At 31.4% G+C, this 7,123-nt stretch carries 6 protein-coding genes; 3 read left to right on the top strand and 3 right to left on the bottom strand.

Features of this window, described 5'->3' with window-relative positions:
- Nucleotides 1–142: 142 nt before the first annotated feature.
- The 3 genes from ACIQ56_RS12790 to ACIQ56_RS12780 all read right to left on the bottom strand — a co-directional run bounded on the left by ACIQ56_RS12790 (nt 143) and on the right by ACIQ56_RS12780 (nt 2,818).
- Nucleotides 143–1,252 (bottom strand): NADH-quinone oxidoreductase subunit H, encoded by a 1,110-nt coding sequence (locus ACIQ56_RS12790; RefSeq protein WP_397601445.1) that lies wholly within the window; start codon nt 1,250–1,252, stop codon nt 143–145.
- 11 nt (nt 1,253–1,263) lie between these two features.
- Nucleotides 1,264–1,644, bottom strand: a complete 381-nt coding sequence (locus ACIQ56_RS12785; RefSeq protein WP_202614044.1) for an NADH-quinone oxidoreductase subunit A — start codon at nt 1,642–1,644, stop codon at nt 1,264–1,266.
- Nucleotides 1,645–1,705: 61 nt separating this feature from the next.
- Nucleotides 1,706–2,818: a formimidoylglutamase gene (locus tag ACIQ56_RS12780; protein ID WP_397601444.1), complete on the bottom strand. Its 1,113-nt coding sequence runs from the start codon at nt 2,816–2,818 to the stop codon at nt 1,706–1,708.
- A gap of 295 nt (nt 2,819–3,113) precedes the next feature.
- Between ACIQ56_RS12780 and ACIQ56_RS12775 the strand changes: the two genes are divergently transcribed.
- From ACIQ56_RS12775 to ACIQ56_RS12765, 3 genes are all read left to right on the top strand, one after another.
- On the top strand, nt 3,114–4,520 hold the full coding sequence (locus ACIQ56_RS12775) for an acyl-CoA dehydrogenase family protein (RefSeq protein ID WP_397601443.1): 1,407 nt from the start codon (nt 3,114–3,116) through the stop codon (nt 4,518–4,520).
- A 234-nt stretch (nt 4,521–4,754) separates the two neighbouring features.
- Nucleotides 4,755–6,155 (top strand): acyl-CoA dehydrogenase family protein, encoded by a 1,401-nt coding sequence (locus ACIQ56_RS12770; RefSeq protein ID WP_397601442.1) that lies wholly within the window; start codon nt 4,755–4,757, stop codon nt 6,153–6,155.
- Nucleotides 6,156–6,177: 22 nt separating this feature from the next.
- Nucleotides 6,178–6,909 carry an FAD-dependent oxidoreductase gene (locus ACIQ56_RS12765; protein WP_397601441.1) on the top strand — a complete coding sequence of 244 codons (732 nt, stop codon included), beginning with the start codon at nt 6,178–6,180 and terminating at the stop codon, nt 6,907–6,909.
- The last annotated feature ends 214 nt before the right edge of the window (nt 6,910–7,123 follow it).

The following is a 7,123-nucleotide window of genomic DNA, read 5'->3' as shown; positions in this document are numbered from 1 at the left end:
CAATGGCTTCAATTAATTTGTTACCTTATTAATCGCACTGCTTACTTCCACGCTGATGGCTAATCTTTACGTGGGTGAGATTCGCACTCACTGGTTCTTACGCACTTATCTTGGCGCACCATAAAAATTTCCCTTTGCTCTATTAATGAAATTTAACAATCGCTGTAATAATTGCTGTAATAATAAGGTTAATAAGTGCAATTGGAAGAAGGTAAATCCAACCTAATTTCATGAGTTGATCATAGCGAAAACGAGGAATGGTAAATCTAACTTGAACAAATATCCACATTAACAAAATTACTTTTGTTAATAATACGATAATACCAAGTGGCAATAAAACCCATCTAGCTAAAACTTCACCAACTTGAGGAGTTAATATTTCAAGGAGATAATGTTGAGAAAGCCATGGTAACTCATACCCACCAAAAAATAAGGAAACAGTTAATACACACATTACAAACATCATGGAATATTCGCCAAGAAAAAATAAAGACCAGCGCATTGCTCCATATTCAGTTAAGAAACCAGCAACAAGCTCTCCTTCACTTTCAGCTAAGTCAAATGGGAGACGATTTGTTTCAGCGAATATAGTAACAATAAAAACAAAAAATGAAATAGGGGCATGAATGAATCCCCAATTTGGCAAAAATCCCCAAAGTATTTCTGATTGTTTTGTGATCATTGTTTGTAAATCTAGCGTACCCCAAATAAACACAAGTGGGATAATACTTAATCCCATAGCAACTTCATAACTTACCATTTGTGCAGAAGCACGAAGTCCGCCTAATAATGAATACTTATTATTTGAAGACCATCCAGCTAAAGTAACACCATAAACAGCTAATGAAGAAAGAGCGAAAATTAGAAGAAATCCTGAATTTAAATTCACTGCTTGTAAATTTATAATTTGGTTATTTACAACAACGTGACTTCCCCATGGAATAGCTACCGTAACAGCTAATCCTGTTGCTACAGGAACAACCGGAGCAAGAACATAAAATACTTTGTGTACATAAGGTGGTACAAAATCTTCTTTAAATAAAAGTTTTATTGCATCTGCAATAGGTTGTCCTAAACCTAATAAACGGAATTGAAAAAATCCCACACGATTAGGACCCAATCGCCTTTGAATAATGGCGCATTGACGGCGTTCAACCCAACTCATTATGGGAGCAACTTGAGCACCAACTGCTATGCCAAGAAGCATAAGAAGAATAGTACTGATAATTTGAGTAAAACTAATTTCTATCATTCCCAATCTCCTTAATCCCAGCGAAGAGCGCCGCGTTTAAGCACGTAAATATAGCCAATTGATAAAGTTGCAATAAAAATACCAACTTCAACAATTCCAAACCATCCTAAATAATCAAACGCAGTTGACCAAAGGTACATAAATATTGTTTCAATATCAAAAAGAATAAATAATATTGCTGTTAAATAAAATTTAATAGAAAAGCGGTTTTCAGCAGAACTTGTAACCGGCAAACCACATTCATAAACTTCTAGTTTACTTGAATTTGGTTTTTTAGGACCAAGAAAGAGTGATACGCCACTGACACCAAGACCAAGTGCAAGCCCAAAAATTAATATGAGCAATATTGGCAAATATGGATTCATGCCAACATAATAAACGGATTGCTCCATATACAAGTTCCTCCTCAACGAGTTCCACTAACTCATATTCATGAATGCGACAAGAGTACGATTAAGTTAATCTGGAAGAATATTCTTCCCGTAAAAGTGCAATGCGGTAAACAAGGGAAGCGCATAATCGTGATGTCATCTCAAGAGTATCCCTTGCTGGGCAAAGTTCTGCAATGTCCATAACACGACATGTTTGGGATTTGGCAATAAATGTAATTGATTGAGCAAGATCTTTTATTTGAACACCAAAAGGAGTTGATGCACTTGTACCGGGAGCTATAGATTGATCAAATACATCTAAACATAATGAAATATGAACACTGCCTTTTATTCTATCAAATCCTAAAGCAGCACATTCATCTAAATGATCTCGAATATGTTCAAGTGGGGTTTGTGCATGTCCATGAGCAATATCTCTCCATACATTTAATAATGCTAAATATTCTACTGTTTGAATTTGATTTTGATTTGCAAATAAAGTCAATGATTGAGGATTTCTATCTCTTTGAATTCCTATTTCAAGCAATCCTTTTCCACCAATTATATTTGTATTTAAATCTTTCATAATACGATAAAATGCTGTTCCACTATTTATAATTCCGTTATCATCAGGCCTTAAATCAAAATGCGCATCAAAATTTACAATTGGAATAATTTCATTTTTCCGAGATGAAACATGCCCCTTGTAACTGCCATAAGTAAAATCATGACCACCACCAATTACAAAAATCATTTTTGCATCATGATCAAGAAAATACTCAACAACGGATGCTAATCTTTCATGTGTTTCTTTAATAGTATCTGCTAAAATAATATTTCCAGCATCAAAAAAAGATTCAGAAAAAAAAGTAGATTTATCTCTATTATCTAAGTGCGGAGGAAATGGTTTATGAGTACTTGGATTAAACTTTCGAATACATGTATCATATAGTTTATAAAAACAATTACGAAAAGAATCGGGGCCTTCTTTTGCTCCTGGATTTCCACCATTCGCAATAACCCCCCTGTCATCAGGAACACCGATAAAAATATATTTATTTTTTAATAAATTACTTTTAATTTTTGTATTTTTAAGAAGTGAAGAAATATTAGAAATACCTAAACCAATTGTTTCTTTTTTATTAGATATTTTAATTTTAGAAGGTTCTAAAAACTGCAGTACAGATGTTGCCATAGGTAAATCCAAATTACGTTAGGGTAAGAAAATAAGTAAGAAGTAATTTTGCCTATTGTAGTCGTTTTTTCAAGCAATATAAAATCTATTATTTATTTTAAAAATGGATTTTGTTAAATCATAGAGCGCATAACCAGAATATTATATATATCCCACTAATTTAACATGATTCATTTGCGTTTATTTGCATTTTATGACAACTAAGTAAACTGAATTTTAATAATTCATATTTTATATTTTTTTATAAAAATATTTATTAAATTTTAGCATAGAACATTTGAAGGAGAATTAAGGAATGAATCTTCATAAAACAAATTCAAAAATTTGGGACAATAATCCCTTTTGGGGACTAGGATTTGAGTTTGACCCCCAATGGCATTTAACTGATGAACAAAAAAACATACAAAAAAAATTGATAGAATTATGCCAAACTACCTTGCGAACAAACGCAATAGAAAGCGATAAAAACTTAATTTTTCCTAGAAAAAATTTTGAAGCTTTAGCTAGTTTAGGATTGCTAGGATTAATTATTCCTAAAGAATTTGGTGGCCTTGGTGAAAGTCATGTTTGCGCTGCTATGGTTGTTGAGACCATAGCACGATACGGATGCGCCAGCACGGCTATGTGTTACGTTATGCATATCTCTGCTTTAAGCGCTATTTTATTAAGGCATCATGAAAATCCATTCTTTAAAAGCTTGTTACCCAAAATAAATAATGAAGTATTAATTGGGACTATTGCTTATTCTGATCCACAAACAGGCAGTCATGCCTGGTTCCCTCTTTCTTCAAAATCAGAAGAAACAGAAAAAGGATGGAAAGTCTTTAAAAAAGCTTCATGGGTAACATCTGGAGGATTCGCAGATTGGTATCTTGTCCAAACAACAAGCCCTAATTTTAATGGCGATTACTCAAATCTATCTTGTTACTTATTATTTAAAGATGAAATAAAAACGGGGGCATCAACCTGGGATGGAATGGGAATGAGAGGAAATCAATCAGGTCCTCTAGAAATTGATGGAGTAGAAATTCCAAAAGATCGATTAATTGGCAAAACAGGTGAAGCAAATAAAACAAATAATGAATCCCCAGATATCTTTTTTCTTATGTGTTCTTCTGCATGTTGGAATGGAGTTGCAATGGGAATGATCGACATTGCAGTTAATCATACAACTAAAAAAAGGCATGATGATGTCGGCTTAAGAATTGCGGATTATCCTACTATTCAAGATTATGTTGGCGAGTCAATTGCAGATACAAATACTTGTCGTGCCTTTAATTTTCAGATTGCCGAAGCTCTAGACAAATTAACAAATAATTGCGACTGGGAAATTTATAAACAAGAAAATCATTATCCAAAATCAGAAAAAATGTCTTGGTTATGGCAATTAAAACTTTCTTGTTCAAAAAACGTAACATATCTTTCAGATAAAATGTTACATACTTGTGGAGGAACAGGATACAAACCCGCTTTAGGAATTGAAAGATACTTAAGAGATGCAAAAGCAGGATGGGTTATGGCTCCGACAAATGAAGTATTAAAACAATTAATTGGAAAATTAGCACTTCTTGGCCCTGATTCTCTTGATGCTTGGAATAACAAAGTAAATGAACGCGTTTTAAACAACGAGATTAAAAAAATGGATAAAGTGAAATTAAGAGAACTTGGTGAATCATTAATAAAAAAATCTGAAGAAAAATAATATTAAAGTAACTATTTATTATAATGATGAATAACTTAAATTTCAAAATTTGAACTAAAATAGCCCTCCATTTATGAATAGTATTAAGAAAATACAAATAAATTGAATTAAACATTTGCAATTATTTATTTTTTATGACATTTTAATGAATGAATTCGAAAAAATTGTTACTTAGACTCTTCTAAAATTTTAATAATAAAAATTTTCAATTTATAATAATAGGAGTTTTTTTTTATGAGTTTTCAAAATAATGAAAATAAAAAATGGGGTAATGAGAATTTTTGGGGTTTGTCATATGATTTCGATCCTCAATGGGATCTCACTTTAGAACAAAAAATAATTCAAACAAAATTAATTCAATTATGTGAATCAACTCTTAGAAAAAATGCGATTGAAAGCGACCGGAATTTAATCTATCCTAGAAAAAACTTTGAAGCTCTTGCATCTATTGGTTTGCTTGGACTTATTATTCCAAAAGAATTTGGCGGTATGGGAGAAAACCATACTTGCGCAACAATGGTTGTTGAAACTATTGCAAGATATGGATGTGCTAGTACTGCAATGTGTTACGTTATGCATATTGCGGCATTGAGCGCAATTTTATTAAGACATCATAATAATGCCTGCATTAAAAATTTATTATCAAAAATAAATAATGAAGTATTAATTGGAACTGTTTCCTATTCAGATCCCGAAACAGGTTCTCATTTTTGGTATCACTTATCTTCAAAATGCGAAAAAACAGATAATGGTTGGCAAATATATAAAAAATCTTCTTGGACAACCTCAGGAGGTTTTGCCGACTGGTACGTTACTCAAACAACGAGTCCTGATTTCAAAGGTGACTACTCTGACTTGTCTTGTTTTTTAATATGGAAAAATGAAGTTAAAACAAACCCAGCCACATGGGATGGTTTGGGTTTAAGAGGAAATCAATCTGGTCCATTAGAAATAAATGGAGTTGAAATTTCTAAAGATCGGATGATAGGTCCTAAAGGTGATGGAGCTCGATCAAATGATGAAGCTGTTGATCCTTTCTTTTTATTATGTTCTTCGGCCTGCTGGAACGGGATTGCTATGGGAATGATTGATATTGCAAAAAATCATACCACAAAAAAGAAACATAATGATGTTGGAATGAGAGTTGCAGATTATCCTACCATTCAGGATTATATAGGAGAATGCATTATAGAAACAAATGCATCTCGTTCCTTTAATTTTCACCAAGCAAAAGCATTAGATCAAAAAACAGAAAACTGTGATTGGTCCATTCACAATGACATTCAAATTCTCCCTCGTACTCAAATGTTACATTGGCTATGGCAATTAAAATTTTCTTGCGCAAAAAATGTTGCTAAGGTATCGGATAAAATGCTTCATACTTGTGGTGGCACTGGGTACAAACCAGAGCTTGGAATAGAAAGATATCTAAGAGATACAAAAGCAGGATGGGTCATGGGACCCACTAACGAAGTTCTACGTCAATTAGTTGGTAAATATGCTTTATTTGGAATAGAATCTTTAGATTATTGGAATCAAAATATTAATGAAAGAGTTATATATAATGAAATTAAAAAAATGGATAATAAAACAAAAAAAGAATTTGCAGAAAAAATACTAAAAGAAATATCTTAATTTTGAAAAAGGTTAGATTTTAATGACAAAAATTTTTTTTGATAAATTTTCAAGAACTCCTGATTATTCATCAAATATCATAGAAATTGATAATATTGAATCTAATTATTTAATTATAAAAATGACAAGACCAGACAAATTTTTTTTTGAATCTGGTCAACATATACCCATTTTTATGAAAGATAGTCAGGGAGAATTTCAATTTTGTTACTCAATTGCAAGCTCTGCAAAAAATAAAAATTATTTAGAATTATGTGTTCAAATTACGGGTGAAGGAAGAGGAGTTAAGTTCTGGAAAAATTTAACTCTTGATGATAATATTTACTTTGATAAAGCTAAAGGTAATTTTAAAATAACAAATTTAAATGTACCTATTTTTCTTTTTGCTGGTGGTTCTGGAATTTCTCCTGTTCGATCTATACTTTTAGATATCTTTGAAAGTGATCTTGAATTAAAAAATAATATTCATCTTATTTATGCTTGCAAAAAAGCGGAGGCTTTTTCTTTTGAAAATGAACTTATTCAACTTTCTAAAAAACATGCTTCACTTTTAAAAGTCCATTTTATTGCGGAAGAAGGAAATTTTTCTAATAAACAAAAAGGAAATATTTTATTAGGAATAGAAAATATATTAAATGAAATGTCAATTAGCTCTCATTTTTATATTTGTGGTTCACCTGGAATGGTTAATGCTGTCTGGAATAATTTATTAGATAAAAATATTTCTCCTTCAAATATATTTAAAGAATTTTAAAATATTTATATTAATTTCATTTTATAACTAAAGTTACATTGACAAAATAGCTCATTTCATAGTTCAATCAAAACCGAACAGACCTGTTACGTGTCCTCCCAATAAGTGATTTTTACAAAGCATAAATCCAGAATTAAATCTCCTTTTGAGGAGGAGATTTAAATGGAGATGGAAAATAGACTTTTAAAATTGTCAGAGCAAGTTGCTTTTGAAA

Origin of the sequence: Silvanigrella sp. (assembly GCF_044369315.1) — a bacterium.
GTDB lineage: Bacteria > Bdellovibrionota_B > Oligoflexia > Silvanigrellales > Silvanigrellaceae > Silvanigrella.
Note: the sequence above shows the minus strand (reverse complement) of the source record. Positions and strands in the feature narration are given on the sequence as shown.